Here is a 25943-nt window from a genome sequence, read left to right on the forward strand (position 1 = left end):
GCTGACACCGCGCTATTGACGTTCTGCCAATATATCTGACAAGCTGTTTTCGCAGATTGAGGTAGACGGCGTCCTGGGAGGCACTGATGACCGCACAAGCGGGCTGGGTAGACGACGAGATCGTGGCTGTTCGCGAACTCGCGACGAAGTTCTTCGACAAGGAGGTGCTTCCTGGTGCCGAGCGGTACAAACAGCAGGGCCACCCCGACCGTGACCTGTACCGCAAGGCGGGCAAGCTCGGGTTGCTCGCCCCGTCGGTACCGGAAGAGTACGGCGGCGGGGGCGGCACGTTCGCCCATGAAGCGGCGATCATCGAGGCCCAATCGCGGGCGGGCGATACGTCCATGGGCCTCGCGATCCACTCCGGGATCATCGCGCCCTATCTCGTCGAGTTCGCCTCCGAGGAGCTCAAGGGGCGCATTCTGCCCGAGGTGACCAGCGGCGAGTGCCTGCTCTCGATCGCGATGACCGAACCGGGTACGGGCTCGGACCTGCAGAACATCCAGACCAGGGCGGTGCGCGACGGCGACGAGTACGTCATCACCGGTTCGAAGATGTTCATCAGTAACGGCGCGCTCTGCGATGGGGTGATCATCGCCGCGAAGACCGACCCCGACAAAGGGGCCGCGGGGGTCTCGCTCATCTTCGCGGAGGTCGGTGACGACACCCCCGGCTTCACGCGCGGGCGGACCCTGTCCAAGATCGGCGGCACCGGCCAGGACACCGCCGAGCTGTTCTTCGACGGCTTGCGGGTGCCGGTCGGCAACCTGCTCGGCGAGGCCGAGGGGCAAGGCTTCTATCAGATGATGACGCTGCTCCAGCAGGAGCGACTCGTCTGCGCGGTGATGGCGGTGGCGTCGATGGAGGCCGCGGTGGCGATGACCGTCGCGTACACCAAGGATCGGCAGGCCTTCGGAAAGCCGCTGCTCGGCTTCCAGAACACCAAGTTCGAGCTCGCCGAGTGCGCCACCATCGCCCGAATCAGTCGCGTCTTCCTCGACGACTGCCTCACCCGACACCTGGCGGGCGAACTCGATGTGGCCACGGCGTCGATGGCGAAATACTGGCTCACCGATCAGTTGAGTGTGGTGGCCGACCGGTGCCTGCAGTTGTTCGGCGGATACGGATTCATGACCGAATACCCGATCTCGGAGATCTTCACCAGTGCGCGAGTGCTTCGCATTCTCGCGGGAACGAACGAGATCATGAAGGAACTCATCGCCCGTTCCCTGTAGCCGCTCCGACACAGAACCCCCCGTCGCCCGGGGATACCGGGCGACGGGGGGTTCTGTTCGTCGGAGGACGGTCAGCCGAGCGTTTCCCCGGCAGCGGCCTTGACCCGCAACGACTCCGGGACCTCGAACCGCTCGCCGTAGGCGGCCCGCAGTTCATCGGCTCGCGCGACGAATCCGGCCAGGCCGCCCGCGTACTGGTTGATGTACTGGATCACGCCGCCGGTCCAGGCCGGGAACCCGATGCCGAAGATCGACCCGATGTTCGCGTCCGGAACGGTGCGCAACACACCCTCGTCGAAACACCGCACGGTGTCGAGGGATTCGGCGAACAGCATCCGTTCCTGCATGTCGATGAACGCGATGCCGTGATCGTCGCGGGTGTACTTGTCGACCAGTCCCGGCCACAGGCCGAGCTTCTTGCCGTCGGCGTCGTATTCGTAGAAGCCGCGGCCCTCGAGTCGACCCGGACGATCGAAGTCGTCGACCATCGCGTCGACGAGCGGGTAAGCCTTCGAGTCGACCCACTCCTTGCCTTCGGCGAGCAGGTTCTCCTTCAGGCTGCGCCGGATCTTCTGCGCCAGCTTCATATTGATCTCGTCGGCCAATGCCAACGCACCCACCGGGTAGCCGGCCTGCGTGGCAGCCTGCTCGACCGAAGCCGGGTGCACGCCCTCGGCGACCAGCGCGATGGCCTCGTCCATGAACTGGCCGATGACCCGGCTGGTGAAGAAGCCGCGGCTGTCGTTGACCACGATCGGCGTCTTCTTGATCGCCAGGGTGTAGTCGATGGCACGGGCGATGGCTTCGTCGCTGGTCTCGTCGCCGACGACGATCTCGACCAGTGGCATCTTGTCCACCGGGGAGAAGAAGTGCAGACCGATGAAGTCCTTCGGCCGCTTCACGCCGGTGGACAGGTCGGTGATCGGCAGGGTGGAGGTGTTGGACCCGAGCAGGGCATCGGAGTTCACCAGGTGCTCGATCTCGCCGAACACCTTCTTCTTCAGGCTCGGATCCTCGAACACCGCCTCGACCACGAAGTCACAGCCCGCGGCGTCGGCGGGATCGGCGGACGGGTGGATTCGACCGAGGATCTCGTCGTATTTGTCCTGCGTGATCGCGCCCTTGCGCAGCGCCTTGTCGAGCAGCTTGCGCGAGTAATCCTTTCCGCGCTCGGCCGCCTCGATGGTGACGTCCTTCAACACGACCTGCATGCCGGCGCGGGCCTGCACATAGGCGATGCCCGCGCCCATCATGCCCGCGCCGAGCACGAGGACCTTCTCCGGAGTGCGCACGGGGAAGCCTGCGGGGCGGCTGCCGCCCTTGTTGATCGTGCCCAGATCGAAGAACAGGGACTTGATCATGTTCGTCGAGACCTGGCCACAGATCAGGTTGGTGCAGTATCGGGTCTCGATCGCGAACGCGGTGTCGATGTCGACCTGCGCGCCCTCCACCGCGGTGGCGAGTACCGCGATCGGTGCGGGCATGGGCGAGCCCTTGAGCTGCTTGCGCACGTTGGCCGGGAACGCGGGCAGATTCGCCGCCACCGCCGGGCTCGACGGGATGCCGCCGGGGATCTTGTAGCCCTTCACGTCCCACGGCTGCGCGGCCTCGGGGTTGTCCGCGATCCAGGTGCGGGCCTGGGCGAACATCTCCTCGCGGGTGGCGGCGACCTCGTGGATGATCCCGACACTCAACGCCTTGGCCGGCTTCATCCGCTGGCCCTGCCCGACGACGTTGAGCACCGCGTTGGTGATACCGAGCAGCCGCACAGTCCTGGTGACACCACCCGCGCCGGGCAGCAGCCCGAAGGTGACCTCCGGCAAGCCGAGCAGGCTGCCCTTCGCGTCGAGCGCGATCCGGTGGTGGGTGGCGAGCGCGACCTCGAAGCCGCCGCCGAGCGCGGTGCCGTTGATCGCGGCGACCACCGGCTTGCCCAGCGTCTCCAGCCGACGGAACGCGGCCTTGTAGGTGTCGAGGCCGAGCGCGATCTGCGGTGCGGTCTCCGGTGTCGCGTTCATCAGCAGGTTCAGGTCACCACCGGCGAAGAAGGTGTCCTTGCCCGAGGTGAGGATGACGCCGTCGAAGCTTTCCTTCTCGGCTTCGAGCCGGTCGACGGTCGCGGTGAGATCGCGGGCGAACGCCTCGGTCATCGTGTTGGTGGACTGGTTCGGGTCGTCGATGGTGAGCACGAGCACCCGGTCGGCGCCGAGTTCCCAGGCAATCATGTTGTCGGTCATGGTCTTTCCTCTGTATCCGGGTCCGGCGCTCAGACGCGCTCGATGATGGTGGCGATGCCCATGCCGCCGCCGATGCACAGCGTGATCAGCGCGCGACGCGCCCCCCGACGCTCGAGCTCGTCGACCATGGTTCCGGTGATCATGGCGCCGGTCGCGCCGAGCGGGTGGCCCATGGCGATGGCGCCGCCGTTGACGTTGAGCTTTTCGTCGGGGATGTTCAGCTTCTTCTGGAAGTTGAGCACCACCGACGCGAAGGCCTCGTTGAGTTCGAACAGGTCGATGTCATCGACGGTGAGCCCTGCCAGCGCCAACACCTTTTCGGTCGCCGGGACCGGCCCGGTCAGCATGATCGTGGAATCGGCACCACTCACCGCGGAGGCGACCACCCGGGCGCGCGGCGTGAGGCCCGCGGCGACACCGGCGGATTCACTGCCGATCAGGACCAGGGCCGAACCGTCGACGATGCCGGAGGAATTGCCGGCGTGGTGGACGTGGTCGATCTTCTCGACGTGGTGGTAGCGCTGCAGGGCGACGGCGTCGAAGCCACCCATCTCCCCCATCGCCGCGAACGACGGGGGCAGCCCGGCCAGGCTGTCCACCGTGGTGTTCGGCCGCATGAACTCGTCGTGCTCGAGCAGCACCGTGCCGTTGATATCACGCACCGGGACAATGGATTTGGCGAAATAGCCGCCGGACCAGGCCGCGGCCGCTTTCTGCTGCGACCGCACCGCGAAGGCGTCGACGTCCGCGCGGCTGAAGCCCTCGATCGTGGCGATCAGATCGGCACCGATGCCCTGCGGCACGAAGTAGGTGCTGTAGTTGGTGAGGGGGTCCATCGCCCACGCGCCACCGTCGGAACCCAGCGGAATCCGCGACATCGACTCCACACCGCCGGCGATGACGAGTTGCTCCCAGCCCGACCGGACCTTCTGGGCGGCGGTGTTGACGGCCTCGAGGCCCGAGCCGCAGAACCGGTTGAGCTGCACACCGGCGACGGTATCGGGCAACCCCGCCGCCAATGCGGCGGTCTTGGCGATATCGGCGCCCTGATCGCCCACCGGCGACACCACACCGAGCACGATGTCGTCGATCGCCGCGGGGTCGAGTCCGGGGTGGCGAGTCTTCAGTTCGTCGATGAGCCCGACCACCAGGTCGAGCGGCTTGACGCCGTGCAGGGCGCCGTTCTTCTTGCCGCGCCCGCGCGGGGTGCGGATCGCCTCGTAGATGAATGCCTCGGTCATGATTCTCTCCTCGCTCAAATCTGACAACAGGATGCCGCAGATTGAGAATTCTGACAAGGCTTTGTGGCAGACTCGGCACATGGCGAAGGATCGTGCGTATGCGGGTGTGCCCGCCGAGCAGCGACGCGCACAGCGTCGGATCACGTTCTTGGAGGCCGCCCGGGAGATCGTCGGCACCCAGGGTTCGGCTCGACTCACCGTCGGCGGCCTCTGCCGCCAGGCCGGACTGACCGAGCGGTACTTCTACGAGAATTTCACCAACCTGGACGCCGTGGTCACCGAGGTCTACGACCAGGTGATCGGTGAACTGACCGCGCTGATCGCCGACCGGGTGCGCGCCGCTCCCGATCCCCTGCGCGACAAGGTGCACGCGGCCATCGCCGCGGGCCTGCAAGCGGTCGCCGACGATCCGCGGGTGATCCGTATCGCTTTCACCGAAGCCCAGCTCAATCCCGTCCTCAACGAACGCCGCACCGCCACGATCCGCAGTTTCGCCGCCCTCGTGTTGGCGACGGTGAACAAGCGACTCAGCCCCGAGAGCACCGCGACCGCGGGGGCATATGGCGAGCTCGCCGCGATGCACCTCGTCGGCGGGCTGTACGAGACCGTCTACGGCTGGCTCAACGGAACACTCGACCTGACCAGAGACGAACTCGTCGACGAGTCGACCGAGATCTTCCTCGCGGTCGTCGAACAGATTCTGGGACCCGACAGTCTCCTGCGGCGTCGGCGCGTAGCCCGACCCTGATCAACCGGGCCCCCTCGAGCTGATCTCGCCCGCACGAGAGCGTCCCACACCCGGTCACGACCGATGACGAGGCGAGTTCCGTTCTGCACGAGCGGGTTCCGCCCTGTACGTACATGCCGACGCTGTGCGAGTATGACGTGAATATTCTCTCATTCATTCTCGCATTCATCGTTTGTCGGAGGTACCGATGGGGCAGCAGGAATCCCCGCACATCCTGGTCGCGGGCGCGGGCCTGGCCGGATTGGCCACGGCGGTCTGGCTCGCGGAGGCAGGTCACCGGGTCACCCTCGTCGAGAAGCGGGGGCGGCTCGGCGGTCGCACGATCTCGTTCGAGGTCCCCGGCATCGAAGGCCGGGTCGACAACGGTCAGCACCTGTTCGCCGGTTGCTACGACGCGCTGCTGCGCTACGTCGACACCATCGGCACGCGCCATCAGCTCTTCTGGGACGCACCGCCTTTCGCAATCAGGACCGGACCCGACCAGCTGCTCACCCTGCGCGCGCCCACCTGGCTGCCCGGCACGCTGCGCCGTGCCGTCGGGCTGTCCTGGATGGCCTGGCCGCCGATCCCGCTGCGCGAGCGGCCCGCCGCCCTGCGCACCTGGGCACGAATCGCCCGCGCCGCGCTGCGCCCGGCACCGGAACTCGACGATCTGACCGTCGATCGCTGGTTCAGGCAGATCGGTGCGCCGCAATCGTTGCGCGCGTTGGTGCTCGATCAGTTCGTCATCGGCCTGCTCAACGAGAGGACCGAACGGGTGTCGGCCTCCCTGTTCGTCCAGACCCTGCACTGGATCGGCAAGCGCGCGTTGTCGGGCAATGCCAGGGCCGGCGACGCGGTCTGGCCGCGGGTGAGCCTGCACGAGTTGTTCGTCGAGCCTGCCGAGCGTTACCTGCGGGCGCACGGTGGCGAGATCATCGTCGGCGCCGGTGTCACCGATATCGAGATCGTCGACGACGGGCTCACCGGCGTGCGGCTCTCCGACGGGCGTGTCATCGAGGTGGACGCGGCGGTTCTCACGTTGCCGCCGTGGTCGCTGACAACGCTGCTCGACCGCGGCGAGCTCGGGCAGTACGAGCACTTCACCCCCGTGCGCAAGATCGAGCCGGCTCCGATCTCGAGCGTCTACGTATGGCTGGATCGTCCGCTGAGGATGCGCAGGCTCGCGGAGAATCTGCGTAACACCACCATCGAGTGGGTTTTCGACACCACGGGCATGCACGGCGGCGAGACCGAGGCAGGGCACTGCTATTCGCTGGCCGTCAGCGCCTCGTGGGATGTCGTGCATCTGCCCAACGCCGAATTCACCGCGGCGGCGCTGGAATCGCTGGCACAGCACTACCCCGAGTTCGCCGAGGCCGAGGTGCTGCGCACCCACGTCATCCACCAACCGCAAGCGACCTTTTCGGCGCAGCCCGGATTCGACGAGCTGCGCCTGCCGCAGCGGACGCCGATCGAGGGCCTGTTCCTCGCGGGCGACTGGACCGAGACCGGAATGCCCTCGACGATGGAAGCCGCTGCCGAGAGCGCGGTCCGCGCTGTCGCCGCCGTTCGCGAATACGTCGGCGGCCGGAGCGACGCAGCCAGACCTATGTGACTCATGATTCTAGCGCCTTGTGCCTCTGCGCCGGTTGATTCCACGCTGAGACATAAGTACATTCTGTCTCACACTGCCGCAGGTCTACACGGACGCAACGGCGCACATCCCTCCAGGAGGGCTGATGGATTACAACTGGTCAGAGGCTGATATGGCCTTTCGCGACGAAGTTCGAGATTTCCTCGACGAAAAGCTGACACCCGAACTACGCCGCGCCGGACACCTGGCAACGAGTGTCTATCCGGATCACGACGCCAGCATGAAGTGGCAGCACATTCTTCACGATCGAGGCTGGGCGGCACCCGCCTGGCCGGTCGAGTACGGCGGCTGCGACTGGAGCCTCACCCAGCACTACATCTTCGGCCGGGAGTTGATGCAGGCCGGCGCGCCCGCGCTGTCGCCGATGGGCATCAGGATGGTCGCGCCCGCGATCGTCGCCTTCGGAACGGCCGAGCAGAAGGCGTACTACCTGCCACGGATCCTCACCGGTGAGGTGTTCTTCTGCCAGGGGTATTCGGAGCCGGAATCCGGATCGGATCTGGCCTCGCTGACGATGGCCGCCGTCGACGACGGTGCAGATTTCGTGTGCACCGGAAGCAAGATCTGGACCACCCACGCGACGGAGGCGAACTGGATCTTCTGCCTGGTCCGCACGTCGCGCGAAGGAAAGAAGCAGCAGGGCATCACCTTCCTGCTCATCGATATGACCTCGCCGGGTATCGAGATCCGCCCGCTGGTCATGACCTCCGGCGAGCAGGTGCAGAACCAGGTCTTCTTCGACGGCGTCCGAGTGCCGAAAACCAATGTGCTCGGCCGGATCGACGACGGCTGGACCGTGGCGAAGTACCTGCTCGTCCACGAACGTGGCGGGGCTCTGTCGCCGATGTTGCAGGTGATGGCCCAGGAAGTCGCCACCGCGGCAGCCGGGCAGGCCGGCCCGGACGGCAACCCGCTCATCGATGACGCCATCTTCGCGGCCAAGTTGGCCGAGGCGCGGATTCGCACCGAAGTACTCGAGATCCTCGAGTACCGAACGCTGTCGGTGCTGGCACAGGGCAAGGATCCCGGCCCCGCCTCGTCGATGCTGAAGATCCTGGCCACCGAACTGAGCCAGAAGATCACCGAACTGGCGCTCGAGGCGGCGGGTCCGCGCGGTCGGGTGTACCAACCGCATGCGACGAAACCCGGTGGGCCGATCGCCGAGTTCCAGCCACCGGCCGACGGCTACCGCAGCGGTGAGCAGTGGCAGGCCGTCGCGCCGCTGCGCTACTTCAACGACCGTGCAGGCTCGATCTACGCGGGCAGCAACGAAATTCAGCGAAATATCCTCGCCAAGGCAGCATTGGGGCTCTGATGGACTTCACCTTCACCAAAGAGCAGGAACTCCTGCGTGATTCGGTGGCCCGATTCCTCGGTGCCCGCTACGACCTGGAGAACAGTCGCGGCGCGGTCAAGTCCGCCGCGGGGTGGCAACCCGCGGTGTGGCGCGGTTTCGCCGAGGAACTGGGCATTCTCGGTGCGACCCTGCCCGAGGATGTCGACGGCATGGGCGGTGGGCCGATCGAAATGATGGTCGTCGCCGAGGAACTCGGGCGCGCGCTCGTCGTCGAACCGTATGTCGACACGGTCATAGTCGGGGCGGGGCTGCTGAAACGCTCCGGTGGTGCGGCCGCCGATGCCCTGCTGCGGCAGATCGTGGCCGGTACCGCGCGCACCGCGTTCGCCGCACTGGAGCCGATGTCCGGTCATGCGATGCACGATCTGTCGACGACCGCGCGCCGCGACGGTGACTCGTGGGTGATCGACGGCAGCAAGACCGTCGTGACCAGTGCGCCGCTGGCGACCCATCTGATCATCAGCGCACGCACCTGCGGCGTTCGGCGCGACGAATCCGGTATCTCGTTGTTCCTCACCGAATTCGATGCGGCGAATCCGCCGGCCGGGGTGGAGATCCACTCTTACCGGACGATCGACGATCGGGTCGCTTCCGATATCACCTTCACCGAATTCCGCTTGCCCGCCGCCGCGCTGCTCGGCCCGGAAGGTGACGCATGGTCTTCGATCGCGGCGACCACCGATGAGGCGATCGCGGCGATCGCCTCGGAAGCGGTCGGATGTATGCGCAAGGTGCTGGCCGATACCGTCGAATACGCCAAGCAACGCCGGCAATTCGGTCAGCCGATCGGCAGCTTCCAAGTTCTGCAACACCGCATGGTCGATATGTACATGGAACTGGAGCAGGCTGTCGCCGCGACATATTTGGCGATCCACTCACTGAACGCGGCACCGACGGTGCGGGCGCGGGCGACATCGGCGGCCAAGGTCACCGTCAGCCGTGCCGCTCGATTCATCGGCCAGAGCTCCGTCCAACTGCACGGCGCGATGGGCATGACGGAGGAACTCGCTATCGGTCACTACTTCAAGCGGCTGACCGCGATCGAGCACGAATTCGGATCCAGCGACCACCACCTCGCCCGCTATGCCGAGCTGACGAGGCCGTAGTCGTGACCAGCGGCGCGGTGCGTGAGGCCGTCATCGACCTCGCGCACCGGTGGTTTCTCGAAGGCCGCCGCATCGATATGCAACAGCTGGCCCGCGAATCGGGGATCGGCCGCGCCACGCTGTATCGCTGGTGGGGTAGCCGGGAAGTGGTCATAGGTGAGGTGGTGTGGCGGATCATCGCGGAGGCGATCGGTCGCGTCGAGGCCCGTGGGCCCAGCGTGTCCGCTGATCGCGCCGGGCGCTTCGTCCGCAACTTCGGCACACTCGCGGATACGGTCCGCACCTTCGAACCGCTGACCCGATTCGTCGCCGACGACCCGGAATACGGCTTGCGCGTGCTGACTTCGGGCTACTCCGTCGTCCAGGGCCGAATGATCGACTGGGTCGCCTCGCGGCTGACCGACCTGCCCGATCTCGATCCGCGCATCGAAGTCCGCGATCTCGCCTACGCGATCGTGCGCGTCGGCGAAGCTTTCGTCTGGAGCGACATCATCACCGGTGACCCGCCACAGTCCGGCAAGGCCACCGCCATGGTCGAGTTGCTCGTTCGCGCCGCATCCGGCACACGCTGAACCAAGGAGTCGACATGACTTATGAAACCATCGTTTACAGCGTCGACGCGGCCGTTGCCACCATCACGCTGAGCCGTCCCGAGGCCCGCAACGGTTTCACCACCGAGATGGCCGACGAGCTCGGCGCTGCCTTCATCGCAGCCGACCGCGACGACGATGTTCGCGTGGTGATCTTCGCCGCCGCGGGGAAAGACTTCTGCGTGGGTATGGATCTGACATCGGGTGGATCCGACGAGGACGTCACCGCCCCGGATTGGGTCGAATGGTCCACCCGGGTCGTGCGCCCGATGACCGACCTGAACAAACCGGTCATCGTCGCCATGCAGGGCGCTGCCATCGGCGTCGGCCTGTCCATGACCCTCGCCGCCGACTTCCGGCTCGCCGCCACCGATTCCCGCTTCGGTTTCGTCTTCGCCCGCCGGGGGCTGTTTCCCGAGGGTGGTTCGCTCTGGTTCCTGCCCCGCATCGTCGGCCTGGCCAAAGCCAAGGAATGGATGATCACCGGCCGCGTTTTCGGTGCCGACGAAGCCCTGGCCGCGGGCCTGATCACCAGCCTGCACGCCACCGACGACCTCCTGCCCGCCGCCCGGGCCCTTGCCGCCGAACTGGCCACCCAGGTCTCCCCCGTCTCCGTCGCCGCGATCCGCCGCGGCCTGGTCGCCATGTCCGGCGACAAAACACCCGACGACGTCTTCACCCTCGACGCCCGCCTCATCTCCTACGCCTTCTCCAGCGCCGACCTGCGCGAAGGCATCATGTCCTTCCTCCAGAAGCGTCCACCCCGGTTCACCGGCACAGTAGCCACCGAACTCCCCCACCTCGACGATTGGCTGGCCTGAACGGCCGTCCGATGGCCGGCCGGCGACAGTGGCCATCCCGTCTAACCGGATTCCGGGGTGATATCTCGGTGCGAGCCGAGTGCGGACAGCAGCGCGGCACCGGTGAGCGCGATGCCGAGCCAGACCGCGGCCGAGACACCGAAATTGTTGGCGAACAAGCCACCGAGCAATGCGCCGAGCGCGATCGCGATGTTGTAGCCCATGGTGTTGAGCGACATGGCGGCCTCGAATGTGTCCGGCGCGGCCGCGAGCATCATGTTGACCTGGCACAGGTTGGCGGCGCCGAACGAGACACCCCACAGCACCACCGCCACGCCAAGGCCGACTGCCGTGTCACCGACGGCGAGCAGCAACAGCAGCGATCCGACGAGTCCCGCGCAGGCGACGATGAAGGTGGTCTTCATGTTCCTGTTCACGGTGTTTCCGGCGATGAAGTTGCCGATCGCGCCGCCGACACCGAAGACGATCAGCAGAGCGGTGATGAGCGCCGACGAGACCGCCGCGCTCTGCTCCATGAACGGGCGAATGAAGGTGTAGGCCCCGAAGTGGCCGAGTACGTACAGCACGACGGTGAACAGCACCATCCTCAGCCGCCCGTTCTCGAGCGGGAGTTGGAAGACCTCCCTGACGGGAACCGCGTTCGTCGACGGCAACGACGGGACAGCGGCAGCGACGGCGACGAACACCAGCGCCGCCAACCCGCTCCAGATCAGGAATGTCATCCGCCAATCGGTGAGGCTCTCCACCAGCGTGCCGAGGGGTACGCCGACCACGGTCGCGACCGACATCCCGGACAGCGCGACCGCGGCGGCCTTACTGGCCTGGTGCTCGGGAACCAGTCGCATCGCCATACTCACGCCGATCGCCCAGAACACTCCGTGCGCGAATCCCATGATCAGCCGGATGGCGAGCACGAGGCCGAAGTCGGGCGAAATCGCTGTGAAGAGGTTACCGAGAGCCAGAATTACGAGAATGCCGCACAGGAGCACCCGGCGATTGACTCGCCTGGTCCAGGCAACGATGAACGGAACACCCACGCCCGCGGAAATGCCGTAGAGGGTGACCATCATTCCGGCGAACCCCACGGATACGGTCAGGCTCGCGCTCACCGGCGTGAGTAGACCGATCGGCATGAGTTCGGTCGTGACGAAGACGAACAGGCTCGCGGTGATGGCGGCTACTCCGAGCCAGGCCCGGAAAGTGGAATGAGTAATGTCGACTTGCGCAGTCACGGGCTGAATTTCCTATTTCCTTGACGTCGATTTCGGATCTGTTGTCGCGTGAATTCCGCAGCGCTGATTCTCGGAAGTCCGAGGTTGGGTCCAGCGCTGGAAAAGTGGGGCGACATGCTGGACGGGAATTCCGTATGGCGGCGATCGGCTCACACGGAAAGTCTCGCCGGGCGACATCCATGCGTCCAACACATGTTTGTCATCCGAACGATCGCGAGACAAGATTGATCCGTGGAACTCCAGCAGATGCGGTACGTGATCGCCGTCGCCGAGACCAACAGCTTCACCCGAGGAGCCGAGCGGTGCCTGGTCGTGCAGTCCGCGCTCAGTCACCAGATCGCACGGCTGGAGCGCGAACTGGGAGCTCGGTTGTTCGAACGCACAAGCAGGCGCGTGCGACTGACGGCCGCCGGCGAGGCGTTCCTGCCCGCGGCCCGTCAGTGCCTCAACGCCGCCGAGCGGGTCACGGCCGAAGTCGCCGCCGCGGTCGGCGAGGTCAGAGGGCGTCTGTCGCTCGGCATAATTCCGACGGTCGCCGCGGCGGATATCCCAGGCACCTTGTCCAGATTTCGCCGGCGGTATCCGGACGTGCAGGTCAGCCTTCGTGTCGGCGCGAGCGAGGACCTCATCGACCAGGTCAAGGAAGGGATCCTCGAAGTAGCCTTCCTCGGCCTACCCACGACAAAGCTTCTCGACGGGGTGAACGTGCGCGAACTCTGCCGCGACCACCTCGTCGCCGTCGTCGCGCCGGACCACCCCTTGGCCGACGAGACGGTGGTCGATCTCCAGCGGCTGTGCTCGGAAGTGTTCGTGGATCTGCCGCCCAGAACGGCGGGGCGTGAGCAGTCTGATCAGGCGTTCGCCGCAGCGGGTCTCACCCGTGAGGTCGCGTTCGAAGTGACCACCGCCGATTTCATGATGGCGCGTCTGGTTCGGCAGGGTCTGTGCATCGCGATGCTCCCGTCTCGGTACGTTCCGCAGCTGACCGGCGTCGTCGCCGTCGAGGTCACCGGCGCACCGACCCGGGTCGAGAACGTCATCTGGAGCCGCGCTGGCCTCACCCCCGCCGCGACCGCATTCCTTCGAATGCTCGACCTGCCCGAGCACTGGTTCGGCAGCGACCGCGCAGAGTGGGACGCACAGTCCGATTAGATCCACCGAGTCCCTTTTCGACAGGGGCGTCCCGTCGGGCACGAGTAGTTCGAGCGGACACTCGCGGGCGTCGACCGAGGACACTTCGCGGGCGAGCCGCCGATTCTCGGCGAGGCAGTGCGTAACGCGGAGGCGGCCGGATCCGACCGAATGGTGTGAGCTGGGCAAGCGGACGGGACGGAATACGCGTGACAGTCGGTCGGGTGAGCCGAGCAGCCGTGGTGGCCGGGGCCGCGGGTGTCCTCGGTCTCCTCGGTTACGGCGGGTCTGCGGCTGCCCAGCCGACCATCGCTGCCAGCGATAAGATCGCCGTCGCCGGGAGACTCGGCTCCACCGACATCCCCGGTGGCGACGGATTCGGCGGCGCAACCCGTTTCGTCGCGGGTCCGGAAGACAACGGCAATGGTGGAAACAACGGGAACTCGGACCCGGGCAGCGGTAACGGCAACCAGGGCAACGGCGGCGGCAACGAGAGCAACAACGGAAACCAGAACCCCGGCAGCGGCAACGGCAACCAAGGCAACGGCGGCGGCAACGAGAGCAACAACGGAAACCAGAACCCCGGCAGCGGCAACGGCAACCAAGGCAACGGCGGCGGCAACCAAGGCAACAACGGAAACCAGAACCCCGGCAGCGGCAACGGCAACCAAGGCAACAACGGAAACCAGAACCCCGGCATTGCACCCGAGCCGCAGGCACCTGCCCCGGCTCCCGGCGCACCGCCCGAGCCGGCACCGCCCGAGCCCGCACCGCCCGAGCCGGACACCGCTCAGCCGGACCGCGCTGAACCCGGCGGTGCACCGGGCAGCGACTCACCCGGCGGTGCCAACGCCACACCACCCGCCGGATCCGCTCCCGGCGGAGCCGGCGAATCACCCGATGCACCGCCCCCCGGCGGAGCAGAGGATTCACCCGTCACACCCGTACCCAGCGGCGGTGCGGCGGAACCGGCCCACGAGGTCGCACCCACCAGCGACATGGGCATTCTTCCCGAGCCGAATCTCCTCTCGGTGATCGGCGGTCTCCTCGCCCTGGGGCTCGCCGGTGGCGGATCGGCCGCGGTCAGTTTCCAAGGCGCCGCCCAAGCGCAGGCACGCATCGATGCCGCCCGAGCCGAATTCTTCGGACCGCGTGCGTGATCGTGGACATCGCCGCATCGTTCGGACCGGACAACCAGCGCGATGCACCGATCAGAGCGCGGCCACGTCACTCCCGCCGACCGTTCGATCACGCCGTCTTTTTCCGCGGGGAATCCGGGTACCGACCGCCCTGATCGTGGCGGTGCCGCCCGAGCCGGTCGAGTGCAGCTCGGCCCGGTCGTTTTCCACCTGTGGGTGGATGTGGGGAGGAGTGCGCGCCGCTACCCTCCATGGACCACTGTCATAGATTGGTTTCGATCATGGTCAAGCACGAGATCCCCGTACGGCGCATCCGGTTCGGTTACCCGGAGGCCAGTTCGGACCGGCATTTCGTCGACGGCGATCTGGTGATGAGCCATGCTGTCGCGTTCCTGTCCTCGGTATTTCCCGAGGGTGAGGATTTCTTCGTACGGTCGGTGCGGGAGTTCGACGCGCAGATCACCGATCCCGAACTGCGGCAACGCGTGAAGGGCTTCATCGGCCAGGAAGTCACCCATGGCCGCGAACACTCCGCGCTCAACGATCGGCTGCGCGACATGGGCTACCCGATCGGTCGAGGCGAGCGGGCCACGCGTCGCTTCAACGCGGTGCTGGGCCGTCGGTCACCACACGCGCGCCTCGCCGTGACCGCCGCACTAGAGCACTTCACCGCCGTACTCGCCGAAACCCTACTGGCCGAACCACGTGCTCGCGCGCTCCTCGGCACCGGCGATGCGCGGCCGATCCTGCTGTGGCACGCGCTCGAGGAGTCCGAGCACCGCAGTGTCGCCTTCGATGTCTATCGTGCCGTTGGGGGTTCGGAGCGGATCCGGATCCGGGCGATGCGAGTCCTGATGTTCACTTTCACGTTCAACACGGCCGCGCACACCCTCCTCTCCCTCGCCGGCGACCGCGCGGCATACAACCCGCGCCGCCTTTTCGCCAGCCTGGCCGCGCTGCGCCACTCACCCTTTCTCGCGGCCGCCGTCCGCAGCCGCCTACTCGACTACCTGCGCCCCGGCTTCCACCCCGACGACGTCGACAACACCGCGTTGCTCGCCGACTGGAACCTCCGCCTCTTCGGCCCGGACGGCGAACTCACCCCGTTGACTCGCTAGTGCCGCGTCAAGCGACGTGGGATAGGTAATCCGGTCGCCGGATCTTCGAGCCGACCGCGAAGTCGCGGATAGGTCCGTGCTGGTTACGCCAGCGGATGTAGCCACCGATCGCCGAGTCCTGCTCGGCGTGGCTGCGGTGGTCGGTCCCGTTCAGCGTGAAGTACCGCAGCGCGGCGAACTCGCACTCGATGCGGTTGAGCCACGAATACGTCGGCAGGAACTCCAACTCGACGTCGTTCTCCGCGCACCACGCTCGGACCTCGGCTCGCGTGTGGACCGAGTAGTTGTCGCAGATCGGATACAGTTTCTCGCCCGGCCAGCGAGCCCGCGACGAAGCAGTCTCCTACGGCCCGTGGTTCAGCGGCGGCGGTATCCGCGAATCGCGAGCGTCGCGAACACCACGGTCAGCGCCACCGTCCACGCGAGCGCGCGCCCAATGGGCGATGCGATCGGTCCGGATGCCGCCATCGCGCGCATCGCCTCGACCACCGACGACACCGGGTTGGCGGCGGCGACGGGCTGGATCCACGACGGAAGATCCTGGCGTGGTACGAATCCGGTCGACAGGAACGAGGCCACCAGCAGGATCGCGTTGAGCGCCGAACCCACCGCTTCGCCGGACTTCGCGTGGACCGCGATCGCCACCATCATCCAGGCGACCCCGGTGCCGAAGATCAACGGCAGTACGAGGAAACCGAGCACGCCGAGCACGCCGCCCGTGAAACGGAATCCGAGCAGATAGCCGACCCCGATCACCGCGAGCAAGGTGATCAGGTTGCGCACCGCATCGCCGGCGATGCGCCCGATCAGCGGGGCCGCTCGCGCGATCGGCATCGCCCGTAGTCGACGGTCGAATCCTGATTGCAGATCGTCGTAGGTCGTCATGGCGGTGCCGAGCCCGGCGAACGCGATGCCCATGACGGCGAACAGCGGCAGGCTGAAGTTCACGTAGTCGGCCCGGCTGCCGCCGGGGACGACCAGCGAGCCGAACGACACCGTCATCAGCACCAACAGGATGAGGGGGAAGAACGTCGCCATCATCAGCAGGACAGGGTTGCGCAGCGTCACCCGGATGGCGCGGACGGTGAGCGCCCATCCGTCGACGAGCACATGCGGGCGGGGTCCCGTCGCGGTGCGGGTTTCGTTCACAGTGACCTCCGATATGCCCTGGCCGCGACCGCGACACACACGACGAACCCGCCGCTCAACCACAGCAGGGCTGTCGTGACCGGCCCGGCGATGGCTGCCTCCGGGGCGGCCAGTGCACGCAGCGCGTCGGCGGTGCAACTGAGGGGCTGATTGGCGACGAACGGCTGCAGCCAGTCCGGGAACGCTTCGGTCGGCGTGAAGGCGTTCGACACGAGCAGGAACGGAAAGAAGATGACATTGGTGATCACCTGTACCGAGTCCACCTTGCCCACCGCGAAACCGATCGCGATGAACCCGGTGCACACCACTGCGGCGAAAAACAGTGCGATGAGCACGAATCCGATCGATGCGAGAACACCACCTTCGAGGTGGAAGCCCATGACGGCGCCGGCGGGCAGCAGGACCGCGATCGTCAGCACCGCGCGGGTCAGCTCCGCGCCGACCAGTCCCAGTACCGGGGCGATGGGCGAGACCGCCATGGAACGGAGCCTGCGGATCATGCCGCCGGTCACGTCCTCGACCGACAGAATGGCCGCCGACATAGCCGTGAACAGCATCGCCTGCAGAATCACCGCGGGCAGCAGATATTGGCCGTAGCCACTGCCGATCCGGCGCTCGACCACGGTGCCGAACACGACGTAGAACATCGTGGCGAAGATCAACGGCAGCACCACGGCGCCGATGACGGAGGCGGGGCGTCTGCTCATCAACCGCAGGTGGCGCCCGGCCAGGATCGCGGTGTCGGCCCCTATCGACGGATGCGGACGGGTCGGCGCGGCATCGGTTTTCGATGCGGCGATGGTCCTCACGGGGCATCCTCGAGTTCGCCGGGAACGCTGGGATGCCCGGTCAGGCGGAAGAACACGTCATCGAGGGTCGGGCGGCGCAGGGCGATGTCGTCGACGGCGATCTCGGCGGCATCGAGCCTGCGCACGACATCGATCAGCGTCGCGGCGCCCGACGCGGCGACGGCGACGCCGTCGCTCAACTGGGCGAGCCCGGTCATGTCCGCCAGCGCGGCCGCGATCCGGGGGCGGTCGCTCTCGGCCGCGGTGACGTGGCAGACCGAACCGCCTGCCTGGTCCTTGAGCTCGTCGGCGGTGCCGTCCGCGATCACTCGGCCGTGGTCGACCACGACGATCCGGTCGGCCAGTTCGTCTGCCTCGTCCAGGTATTGGGTGGTGAGCAGGATGGTCATACCGTCGTCGCGTAGGTCGCGGACCACGTCCCACAGCACCGCGCGGCTGCGCGGGTCGAGACCGGTGGTCGGTTCGTCGAGGAAGAGCACTTCCGGTTCGCCGATCAACGATGCCGCGAGGTCGAGCCGTCGTCGCATGCCGCCGGAGAAGGTACCGCTGCGCCGATCGGCGGCATCGGTGAGATCGAAGCGGTGCAGCAGTTCCTCGGCGCGCTCGGCCGCGCGCCGCCGTCCCAGTTTCAGCAGCCGCCCGAACAGGGCGAGGTTCTCGCGCGCGGTGAGGTTCTCGTCCAGGGCGACGAACTGCCCGGTCAGACCGATCACCGACCGGACCGCTCCCGGGTCGGCCACCACATCGTGACCGGCTACCCGCGCGCGACCCGCGTCGGGAACCAGCAAGGTGGTCAGTACGTCGATTGTTGTCGTCTTTCCCGCCCCGTTCGGTCCGAGCACCCCCGCGATCGTGCCCCGTTCCACCGCGAAACCGAGCCCGTCCAGCGCGGTAACCCCGCCGAATCGTTTGACGAGACCCTCCGCCTCGACCGCATAGTCAACCATAGACGTTAACTTATCCTAACCTAACTAAAAAGGGGTGGGCTGCAACGGCATACAGCACTCGGACCGGCGCCCTCGTACACCTAGCGGACCTCGGACGGGTCGGCGACCGGGGTCGGCAACAGACCCGCGGTGATGAAACCGTCGACATAACGCTGTAGGACAACGGCATCGATTGCCGCACAACGCACCCCGGATCGAGCCAGTACCGCTCGGGTGTTGGTGTCGTCGACGATCAGGGCGTCGCCCCCGCCGTTGAGGTAGTTGTCGGCGACGAGTGCCGCGCGCATGAGGTCGGCGTGCTGCGCGATCCGCCCGGCCAATCGCTCGGCGGCATCGGCCACCGACACGATCTCGATGGGAAAACCGGTGCGGCGCAGGGTATTGAGGATATCCCCGACATTGGTGGACGCACTGTTGACCAGGTGATAGATCTCGGTGTCGGGCTGCCGCCCGGTGGCGAGCGTGACCAGCGCCCGTGCCACGTAGTCGACCGGCGCCAAGGTGACGTCGGCGGATTCGATGTCGGGTGCGACCCCGAGATGGGCGGCCGACCGGATGAGCGTCCAGAACGCGTCGTCAGCACTGTTGGCGCCGCTGCTGATCGATCCGGCGACCAGGCCGGGCCGGTGCACCGCGACCGGCAACCCGCGTTCGGCTGCCGCGAGGACCAACTGCTCGGCCACCCATTTGGTGGCCAGATACCCGTTGCGGGGTACCTGGTCGGCGGTGATCGCCGTGCGCTCGGTGACTGTTCCGGTGTGCCCGACGCCGACAGCGGCTGACACGGTGGAGACGAAATGCAGGGCCTTCACCCTGGTGTCGACCGCCAGTCGCAGGATCTCGACGGTTCCGGCGATATTGGCCGGGCGTAGGGCGGCATAGGATTCCAGATGATTCACGCGGGCGCCGTTGTGGTAGATCACCTCGATCCGTGCCGCCAACCCGGCCCAGGTGTCGGCGGCGAGCCCGAAGCGCGGCGCGGCGAGGTCGCCGGGCACCGGCACGACCCGATCCGCGAGGCCCTCGGTCCCGAGTCCGTAGCGCCGCAGGGTTGTTTCGAGTCGGCGGCGCACGTCGTCGGCGTCCTCGGCGCGGACCAGGCACCACACGCGCGATGCGGTGCGGTCGAGCAGTTCGCGCAGCAGATGGATGCCGACGAAGCCGGTGGCTCCGGTCAGAAACACATCGTCGGCCGACGTCGGTGGTGCCGCGAACTCCGCCGGCACCGTGATCGTGGGATCGAGGCGCGCATCGGCGATCAGCATGTCGGTCCAGTGCCCGGCCGCCGCCGCGCCGGACTCCGCCGTCACCGCCGCTGTCACCGCACGCGGCGTCGGCGCTTCGAACAGCATGCGTGGGTCGGCATCGATACCGAGCCGGGTCCGCAGCTCCGACCGGAGTGTGAAGACCAACAGCGAGGTGCCACCGAGTTCGAAGAAACTGTCGTCGATCGCGACCGAATCTCGTTCCAGCACATCGGCGAACACCTGGGCCACGGCGAGCTCGCGCACGGTCGCCGGCTCGCCGCCACCGGCCGAAGCTCCGGAGACGGCGTCGCCTTCCGGCGCCGAGCGCTCGGGAAGACCGAGGCCGGGCGTGACCGTGTCGGACAGCTGCGCGACAGTCACCTCGGGATGTGCGGTGATCGCTGTCAGGATGTCATGGAACCGCGTCGCGAACCCGGCCACCGACGCCGCGTCGTAGAGGTCGGTGGCGTAACGCAGGCTTCCCGTCAGGCCGCCGGTTCCGGGGCGTTCGCGCAGGGTGAGGCTGAGATCGAAATGTGTTATTTCCCAAGGGAGATCGAGGGCGGATACGGTCAGTCCACCGAGATCGAGCGAGGGCGAGGCGGGTAGGTTCTCGTAGGAGAACACCGCCTCGAACAGGGGGTGCCGGGTGTTGTCGCGTGGTGGATTCACCGCTTCGACGATGTGATCGAAGGGGACGTCGGCGTTGCCGAGCGCGGCGAGCGAGACCTCCCTGGCGCGCGCCACCAGCGCGGTGAAGTGTTCCTGCGGATCGAGAGTCAGGCGCAGGGGCAGGGTGTTCACGAACATGCCGACCAAGCGGTCGAGGGCGGGGTGTCCGCGGCCCGCGACGGGGGTTCCGATCGTCACGTCCGCGCTACCGGCCAGGTCACCGAGAAGAACGGTGAAGGCCGCGTAACCGACCATGAAGGGAGTCGCGTTGTGCCGTCGAGCCAGCTCGGCCAGCGCGGTCGCGACATCGTCGCCGATCTCGAACTCGACCACCGCGCCGGCGCCGCCCGGCCTGCCGGAGCCAGGAGCACGGACTCGATCGGTCGGTAGCGGCAGCCGGTCGGGCGCGCCGTCCAGCGTGCGCACCCAGTGCGCGAGCTGACCGGCGGCACGCGAGAGCGGGTCGTGCCGATCACCGAGCCGCCGGTGCTGCCACAGTGTGTAGTCGGCGTACTGCAGCGGCAGCGGTTCCCACCGCGGTGGCCGTCGGGCAGCCCGCGCGGTGTACGCCGCTGACAGATCGGCCACGAGCGGACCGTGCGACCAGCCGTCGGCGGCGATGTGATGTGCCACCAGCGCGAGCACGTGGTCGTCGGAACCGAGATTCCACAGGGCGAGCCGGATCGGCGCGTCGGTGGTGACGTCGAAGGGCGCGGCGACCGTCACCGCGAGTTCGGCGTCCAGATCGGCCGCGTCGAGAGCGCGCGCGGTCAGCGGTGTGCCGCCCAGAGCCGCGTCGACGGTCAGGAGGCGCACCTGTGGCCCGGCATCGGCCGCGGGGTACACCGTGCGCAGGACCTCGTGCCGGTCCACCACATCCCGCACCGCGGCATCGAGGGCCGCCACATCGAGAGATCCGGTCAGGCGCAACGCGATCGGCAGGTGGTACGCCGACGAATCCCGGTACAGCTGATTGAGCAGCCACATCCGCAGCTGCGCCGGGGCGGGCGCCAACTGTTCGGGCCGGGCTTGCGGCACCGGTGCGTCCTCGGCCGGGTCGGCGTCGTCGAGTCGCAGCGCCAGCGCCGCGACGGTCGGTGCGTCGAAGACGGTGCGCACGCCGATGCCGAGCCGCCCCGCGAGCGCGGTGGCGGTGAGCGAGGTCCCGCCGAGTTCGAAGAAGTCGCTCTCGGCCCCGGCCACCTCGATTGCGAGAACGTCGGCGAAGGCCGCCGCCACCGTCCGCTCCGAGTCCGTCGAGACGGGCCGGGAACCGTGGTGACCGAACACCGGCGCGGGCAGGCGACGGGTGTCGAGTTTGCCGTTGGGAGTCAGCGGCAAGGTGTCGAGTACGTGATAGGCGCTCGGTCGCAGATACGCGGGCAGCTGCTCGGCGATCTGACGCCGCACCTGCTCCACGTCGAGTGGACCGTCCGGCACCAGGTAGGCCACCAGATGGGTACCCCTGGAGTCCTGATGGGCGGTGACGGCGGCCCGGCCGACGCCGGGCACACCGGTGAGCGTGGTCTCGATCTCGCCCGGCTCGATGCGGTGACCGCGCACCTTGATCTGGAAGTCGCTGCGGCCGTGGTAGATCAGTTCGGGCTCGGCCCCGGCGGTGAGCGTGACCAGGTCACCGGTGCGGTACACGCGCCCGCCGGGCGGGCCGAACGGATCAGCGACGAATCGGGCGGCGGTCAACGAGTGCCGTCCGTGGTAGCCGCGGGCCAGTGCCGGGCCGCCGAGGTAGAGCTCGCCGAGGACACCGGGTGGCACCGGTCGCAGCCTGGCATCCAGCACCAGTGCGTGGAATCCGCGCAAGGGCGCGCCGATTGTCACTGGTCGGTCCGGCGTCAGCTCGGCGATGGTGGCGATATCGGTGGCCTCGGTGGGGCCGTATCCGTTGCGCATCAACCGGGTTCGCGACCAGGCCGCGACCAGGTCGGAGCGGATCGCCTCCCCACCGACACCCAGGACGCGCAGGTCGGGCAGGGTCTCGGGGTCGAGGGTGGCCAGCACCGCCGGGGTGATGATGGCGTTGGTCACCCGCTCGCGCCGCATGAGCTCGGCCAGATCCGGCCCCGCCATCACATAGCGCGAGGCCACCACCAGCGTCGCCGCACCGGCCAGTCCACACAGGATCTCGCCGACCGCCATGTCGAAACCCGGGGAGGCGTGGTGCAGGGTCCGGGCTCCGGGGCGCAGCGCGTATCGGTCGCGGCGCTCGGCCGCAAGGTTCGCGAGCCCCCCGTGGGTCACCAGCACGCCCTTGGGGATACCGGTCGACCCGGAGGTGTAGATGAGGTACGCGGGGTGCTCGGGCCGCGCGGCAACGGGTCGCAGCTTTGCCTCCGGCACCGTATCGGGGTCGACGATCGTCCAGCGGACCGATCCGGGCAGATCCGCCGGGTGCTCCACGCCGGTGACACCGAGGGTGGCACCACAGTCACCGAGGATGTGCGCGATGCGCTCGGCCGGGTATCCCCCGTCGATCGGCACGAAACCCGCCCCGGTCTTGGCGATCGCCCAGACCGCGCCGACCGAGGCCGCGCAACGTTCCATGACCATCGCGACCAAGGTCTCGGGGCCGGCACCCGCGGCCTGCAGCGCACCGGCGAGGCGGTCGGTCCACGCGTCGAATTCGCGGTAGGTCCAGCGCTTCTCGCCGTAGACGACGGCGATGCCGTCCGGGTTCGCCGCGACGGCGGCGGCGATCAGCTCACCCAGCGTGGCCGGTGCACCCGCCGTCGGCCCGCACCAGGGGACGAGCAGGCCCGCCTCGGCGTCGGTGAGGACCGGCAACCGGTCGATCGAAACAGCGTCGTCAGCGGCCGCGAACGCCGTCAGAAAGCCGACGAACCGATCCAGATGCGCGGTGACCTCGGCCTCGGTGTAGCGATGACGGTTGGCTTCGAACTCGACCCGCAACCCGGAACCGGTCACCGGATACACGTTGAGCGCGAGGTCCTCGACCGGCCCGGTGGACAGCAGTTCGATGACGCCGCGCGCCGGACCCAGCATCAGTTCGGTGTGAAAGTTCATGATGTTGACCGCCGGTCCGAAACCCAGCGACTCGGCCCGGCGCCCACTGTCGCGAACCATCTCGGCACCGCGATAGCGCTGGTGGCGCAGTGCTCCGCTCAGTTCGGCACGCGCGCAGGCGATGGCCGCGCCGACGGTGCGGCCCGAGCAGTGCAGTGGCACGATATTCGATGTCATGGCACCGCATTCACGCATCGCGGCGACGGTGCGCGCGGTGACCGGCAGGCTCAGCGCCACCGACTCGCTGTCGGTGAGCCTGCCGAGGAACGCGGCGAACGCCGCCACCAGCACAGGAGCGATGCCGGGGAAGTCAGCCCGCGCCCGCAACCGCTCGACCAGCGATTCCCCCAGCTCGGCGCGGGCGTGGATCGGCAGCGGATCGGGGGCACCGGGCCGCGTCGCGAGGGTAACCGGGCCAGGCAGCGCGGCGAGCTGCTCGCGCCAGTATTCGCGATCGGTTCCATACCGCCGCGAGCCCAGGTAGCTTTCCTCCGCGGCGGTGAGCACAGCCGTCGAATCGACTGCGGCCGACGGCAGTTCGTTGCCCTCCAGCAGGGCCGTGTAGTGACCGCTCAGCAGGTGCTGCATGCGGACGGCGCCGGAGCCGTCGAGCGCCAGGTGATGGGCACGGGTGTAGAGCAGGTGATGCTGCGAGCTCAGCCGCAGGACCGTGGTCACGATGGGCGGATCGGCGATCAGATCGAACGGCGCGCCCAGATCAGCCCGCATCCACGCTCGGGCGGCGGCCTCCGGGTCGGATTCCCCGCTGCAGTCGACGACGGCGATGTGGTCGTCGATGCCCTCGTCGTGCACCTGTCCCGGCTCCCCGTCGACGACGGTGAAGCGCACATAGGCGCCCAGATCACGCGCGGCCAGGTGGGCCGCGCGACGGTATGCCGCGAGGTCGAGCGGTCCGCGCAGGTCGACATATTGGGCGATGGCGAGCGACACCGGTCCGAGCAATTGCTGTGCGAACCACACCTCGCGTTGTGCCGCGGTGAGCGGGCGGACAGCAGGGATCGAACCGTGGGGAATCATGGTGCCTCAGAAGCTGGGAGCGAAGGTGGAAGTCAGCGCCCGTGCCGTCGGCCGGGCGCTGCGGAACCGAAAACTCAGGCGGGGCAGTCGGTGAGATAGCCGCCGCGAGCGAAGAACTCGGCACCGTCGTGCTCGGTCCCCGCCGCGCTACGGACGCGGGTGATCACCAACGCGTGGTTGCCGCCCCGGTGCGGCTGGGCGCCACACACGACCGCGCCGCCACCTTCCTGCACGATCACCCGACCCGCGGTGCCGCCGTAACGGGCCTCGGAGATCACCGCGTCGAGAATCTCGATGCGCTCGCCACGGTAGTACGAGTAGGCGCGCGGATACGGCGCGGACAGCGCCCGCACGAACCGTTCGGATTCGGTCGCGTCCAGCGACCAGTCGATCCGGCTGTCGCGATCGGACCGCTTGTGGAAGTAGGTGCGCTCGGCCTTGTTCTGGGGCGTCCACACCGCGGTGCCGTTCTCGAGTGCCCCGAGGGCCTCGTGTACCGCACCGGGAATCAACTCCATGCCGGCGAGGACGAGTTCGGTGCCGGTGGCGCCGGGCGGGATCGGCAGGCGCTTCTGGACCAGGATGTCGCCGGTGTCGAGTTGTTCGTCCATACGGTGCACCGTGAGGCCGAATTCCTCGGCGCCGCTGATCAGCGCCCACAGCACGGGTGAGAACCCGGTGAATTTCGGCAGCAGCGAATCGTGCAGGTTCAAGGTGCCGTGGGTCGGCATGTCGTACAGCTCCGCGGGCATCCAGGTGTACCAGCTGTTGACCACGATCACATCGGGTTCGGCCCGCTTGACCAGATCGATGGTCTCGGCGTCGGCACGTTCGGTGAGGTGCACCGGAATGCCGTGTTCGGTGGCCAGTTCCTCGACCGAATCGTTCCAGATCGCCTTGTAGGCGGAATCCGCGGCCGGGTGGGTGACCGCCAGGACCACCTCGTGCTCCGAGTCGATCAGGGCCTGCAGGGTCTTGCGACCCCAGGTTTGGAAACCGAACGACACGATACGCATGGAACTGCCCTACTTTCGTCTATGTGTAGGCTTACCTTACATAGATGGAAATATGCCCGTGCGCGCGGCCGCGACGATTTTCGCGCCGATACGCCGATCGCTGTCCGTCTGCGTATCCAGCGTGAGGCTCCCCGCTCAGGCAGCGGCAACGGTCGCGCGAACTCGACCTCACGGGGTGAGCGGCCCACCGGCAGCGCGCCAGTCGATCAGGCCACGGCTCATATTGACGGCTTCGAAGCCGTTCTCGACCAGCAGGTTCGCCGCGCCCGCGGAGCGAAAGCCGCCGGTACAGAAGGTGATGAGCAGCCGGTCCTCGGAGAGTTCCAGACATCGCGCGGGGGAGCATCTAGAGCGGCATGTGCACGGCACCCGGGATGCGTACTCGATTCCAGTCGACGTCACGGCGGACGTCCACGGCGACCGGTGCGCGCC

The 25943-nt window shown here is 67.5% G+C and carries 19 protein-coding genes and 1 pseudogene; 10 read left to right on the forward strand and 10 right to left on the reverse strand.

Annotated features, from left to right (window positions below):
• The first annotated feature begins 86 nt into the window (after positions 1-86).
• Entirely contained in the window at positions 87-1235 is a 1149-nt protein-coding gene (locus ACFWUR_RS02325) for an acyl-CoA dehydrogenase family protein (protein ID WP_378900632.1), read from the forward strand.
• 71 nt (positions 1236-1306) lie between these two features.
• Here ACFWUR_RS02325 and ACFWUR_RS02330 read toward each other — a convergent pair whose 3' ends face one another.
• On the reverse strand, positions 1307-3472 hold the full coding sequence (locus tag ACFWUR_RS02330; protein WP_378900635.1) for a 3-hydroxyacyl-CoA dehydrogenase NAD-binding domain-containing protein: 2166 nt from the start codon (positions 3470-3472) through the stop codon (positions 1307-1309).
• A 29-nt stretch (positions 3473-3501) separates the two neighbouring features.
• Positions 3502-4716 carry an acetyl-CoA C-acetyltransferase gene (locus tag ACFWUR_RS02335; protein WP_378901539.1) on the reverse strand — a complete coding sequence of 405 codons (1215 nt, stop codon included), beginning with the start codon at positions 4714-4716 and terminating at the stop codon, positions 3502-3504.
• A gap of 76 nt (positions 4717-4792) precedes the next feature.
• Between ACFWUR_RS02335 and ACFWUR_RS02340 the strand changes: the two genes are divergently transcribed.
• From ACFWUR_RS02340 to ACFWUR_RS02365, 6 genes are all read left to right on the forward strand, one after another.
• Entirely contained in the window at positions 4793-5461 is a 669-nt protein-coding gene (locus ACFWUR_RS02340) for a TetR/AcrR family transcriptional regulator (protein ID WP_378900638.1), read from the forward strand.
• 187 nt (positions 5462-5648) lie between these two features.
• Positions 5649-7058 (forward strand): hydroxysqualene dehydroxylase HpnE, encoded by a 1410-nt coding sequence (hpnE, locus tag ACFWUR_RS02345; protein WP_378900641.1) that lies wholly within the window; start codon positions 5649-5651, stop codon positions 7056-7058.
• A gap of 124 nt (positions 7059-7182) precedes the next feature.
• On the forward strand, positions 7183-8412 hold the full coding sequence (locus tag ACFWUR_RS02350; protein WP_378900644.1) for an acyl-CoA dehydrogenase family protein: 1230 nt from the start codon (positions 7183-7185) through the stop codon (positions 8410-8412).
• On the forward strand, positions 8412-9560 hold the full coding sequence (locus ACFWUR_RS02355) for an acyl-CoA dehydrogenase family protein (RefSeq protein WP_378900647.1): 1149 nt from the start codon (positions 8412-8414) through the stop codon (positions 9558-9560). The genes ACFWUR_RS02350 and ACFWUR_RS02355 overlap by 1 nt, the downstream gene beginning before the upstream one ends.
• 2 nt (positions 9561-9562) lie before the next feature.
• Positions 9563-10132: a QsdR family transcriptional regulator gene (locus ACFWUR_RS02360; protein WP_378900650.1), complete on the forward strand. Its 570-nt coding sequence runs from the start codon at positions 9563-9565 to the stop codon at positions 10130-10132.
• 14 nt (positions 10133-10146) lie between these two features.
• Positions 10147-10971, forward strand: a complete 825-nt coding sequence (locus tag ACFWUR_RS02365) for an enoyl-CoA hydratase-related protein (RefSeq protein ID WP_378900653.1) — start codon at positions 10147-10149, stop codon at positions 10969-10971.
• Between the two features lie 41 nt (positions 10972-11012).
• Here the strand turns inward: ACFWUR_RS02365 and ACFWUR_RS02370 are convergent, their stop codons facing one another.
• Positions 11013-12203: an MFS transporter gene (locus ACFWUR_RS02370; protein ID WP_378900656.1), complete on the reverse strand. Its 1191-nt coding sequence runs from the start codon at positions 12201-12203 to the stop codon at positions 11013-11015.
• Positions 12204-12434: 231 nt separating this feature from the next.
• On the opposite strand from ACFWUR_RS02370, the gene ACFWUR_RS02375 reads away from it, so the two are divergent.
• From ACFWUR_RS02375 to ACFWUR_RS02385, 3 genes are all read left to right on the forward strand, one after another.
• Positions 12435-13355 (forward strand): LysR family transcriptional regulator, encoded by a 921-nt coding sequence (locus ACFWUR_RS02375; RefSeq protein ID WP_378900659.1) that lies wholly within the window; start codon positions 12435-12437, stop codon positions 13353-13355.
• 203 nt (positions 13356-13558) lie between these two features.
• Positions 13559-14494 (forward strand): hypothetical protein, encoded by a 936-nt coding sequence (locus ACFWUR_RS02380; protein ID WP_378900662.1) that lies wholly within the window; start codon positions 13559-13561, stop codon positions 14492-14494.
• Between the two features lie 260 nt (positions 14495-14754).
• Positions 14755-15591 (forward strand): metal-dependent hydrolase, encoded by an 837-nt coding sequence (locus ACFWUR_RS02385; protein WP_378900665.1) that lies wholly within the window; start codon positions 14755-14757, stop codon positions 15589-15591.
• Positions 15592-15598: 7 nt separating this feature from the next.
• On the opposite strand, the gene ACFWUR_RS02390 is transcribed toward ACFWUR_RS02385, so the two are convergent.
• The 7 genes and pseudogenes from ACFWUR_RS02390 to ACFWUR_RS02420 all read right to left on the reverse strand — a co-directional run.
• Positions 15599-15895, reverse strand: coding sequence for a transposase (locus tag ACFWUR_RS02390; RefSeq protein WP_378901542.1), 297 nt, complete (start codon positions 15893-15895; stop codon positions 15599-15601).
• Positions 15896-15948: 53 nt separating this feature from the next.
• Positions 15949-16740, reverse strand: coding sequence for an ABC transporter permease (locus ACFWUR_RS02395; protein ID WP_378900668.1), 792 nt, complete (start codon positions 16738-16740; stop codon positions 15949-15951).
• The gene (locus ACFWUR_RS02400; protein ID WP_378900671.1) at positions 16737-17549 is read right to left on the reverse strand and encodes an ABC transporter permease; all 813 of its coding nucleotides are present in this window, start codon (positions 17547-17549) and stop codon (positions 16737-16739) included. Before ACFWUR_RS02400 ends, ACFWUR_RS02395 begins: the two co-directional genes overlap by 4 nt.
• Positions 17546-18496: an ATP-binding cassette domain-containing protein gene (locus ACFWUR_RS02405; protein ID WP_378900674.1), complete on the reverse strand. Its 951-nt coding sequence runs from the start codon at positions 18494-18496 to the stop codon at positions 17546-17548. The genes ACFWUR_RS02400 and ACFWUR_RS02405 overlap by 4 nt, the downstream gene beginning before the upstream one ends.
• Positions 18497-18576: 80 nt before the next feature.
• Positions 18577-24495, reverse strand: coding sequence for an amino acid adenylation domain-containing protein (locus ACFWUR_RS02410; RefSeq protein ID WP_378900677.1), 5919 nt, complete (start codon positions 24493-24495; stop codon positions 18577-18579).
• Positions 24496-24569: 74 nt separating this feature from the next.
• On the reverse strand, positions 24570-25511 hold the full coding sequence (locus tag ACFWUR_RS02415) for a methionyl-tRNA formyltransferase (RefSeq protein WP_378900680.1): 942 nt from the start codon (positions 25509-25511) through the stop codon (positions 24570-24572).
• Between the two features lie 168 nt (positions 25512-25679).
• Positions 25680-25932 (reverse strand): annotated as a pseudogene (locus tag ACFWUR_RS02420) (rhodanese-like domain-containing protein); the annotation flags it as partial.
• Positions 25933-25943: the final 11 nt, after the last annotated feature.

This window comes from Nocardia sp. NPDC058633 (genome assembly GCF_042717045.1).
Classification (GTDB): domain Bacteria; phylum Actinomycetota; class Actinomycetes; order Mycobacteriales; family Mycobacteriaceae; genus Nocardia.